2 protein-coding genes and 1 pseudogene are annotated in these 1,144 nt (G+C 47.5%); 1 reads left to right on the forward strand and 2 read right to left on the reverse strand.

All coding sequences use genetic code 11. The annotated features are described in order from the left end of the window. A partial coding sequence (locus tag ACFS7Z_RS27200; RefSeq protein WP_449301470.1) for a transposase-like zinc-binding domain-containing protein occupies nt 1-227 on the reverse strand: 227 nt, incomplete at its 3' end. Between the two features lie 319 nt (nt 228-546). Here ACFS7Z_RS27200 and ACFS7Z_RS27505 point away from each other — a divergent pair. Next, nucleotides 547-932: pseudogene (locus ACFS7Z_RS27505) on the forward strand (IS1 family transposase); the annotation flags it as partial. Here the strand turns inward: ACFS7Z_RS27505 and ACFS7Z_RS27215 are convergent. Further along, on the reverse strand, nt 921-1,144 hold a 224-nt coding region (locus tag ACFS7Z_RS27215; RefSeq protein ID WP_377492624.1), incomplete at its 5' end, for a sensor histidine kinase. The pseudogene ACFS7Z_RS27505 and the gene ACFS7Z_RS27215 sit on opposite strands and share 12 nt — an antisense overlap.

Below are 1,144 nucleotides of genomic sequence, written 5' to 3' on the forward strand. Positions count from 1 at the left end.
ACGCCCGTTACCATTTCGATGTCGCGGATGCCGGAGTTTCTGACCAGCATGCCCAGCACCAGCTGTTTAACCGCAGGCCTGCAGCCGGCCCTGGCATACTCAAACTGGAACTGCTTGCCGCAGGCACAGCACAGAAAATTCTGCCTGCCAGTGCGCTTTACACCGTTTTTGACTACCTTCATACTGTGGCAGTAGGGGCAGTTGACTTGGATAGTTATCTCGCACATAACTTCCAACAAACACCCTTGCTGCCATACCTATTCCCAAATCATACACTGAAGACCACAACCGATTATTTTAGATAAGAAGGGGACTGGATTTGTGCAGCCGAATCCCGAAGCGAAGTAAGTGTTAAGGCTGCGCTAGGTTAGGCTAAGTATTCTTAATTTAAATTTTATTTATATTGAAAGGGGCTATTATTATATCTATCAGCAAATTATACTAACGTTTATTTGGCCTCACCACAGCTTTGACCTGTTCTAGGACATATTGACTAACTGTTGTTAATTCTCCCTTGTGCCGGCCATCAGTTTTGCTGCGAAGTATGAGTTGTGGAGCTTTGTCGGCTTCAAAAGCAACAAGCAATGGCTGTGGGTGGCCAAGGACAGGAGAAGCAGGTAGATAGTGGCCTTGCAACTGGGAGACAGAGGCGCAGCAGGGGCAAAGGGCTGTGGAAAGAGGTGCCGGAGCATTACAGGCAGCAGGCAACTTTCTTCACCGATGAGTGGGAGGCCTACAAAAAGGTGATACCGGCGGCAAGGCATGTGGCCGCCGCCAATAAGAAAGAGACCAATCATGCTGAGAGGTTCTTCTGTAACCTCAGGCAGAGATGCGCTCGATTGGTGAGGAAGTCCCTCTCCTTTTCCAAATGGCTTGAGAGGCACCTGATGGCAATCCAATTCTTTGCAGCTAATTACATCCTATCGTATATTTGCCTGATTCAAAGAGGGAGATTCGGCCTTAAAGTAGATAGTAAACGTACTACCTTGCCCTAATTTACTTTCTACCTTGATATCGCCACCGGTAGCATCTACTATCTTTTTAGCCAGGAACAACCCAATGCCCTGGCCTTCCACATCGTGGTTGATTCGTTCGTATTTCTTAAAGATTTGTTCCTGGTTACGCTCTGATATCCCCATTCCAT

This window comes from Pontibacter toksunensis (genome assembly GCF_042686245.1).
In the GTDB taxonomy this organism is placed as follows: Bacteria; Bacteroidota; Bacteroidia; order Cytophagales; family Hymenobacteraceae; genus Pontibacter; species Pontibacter toksunensis.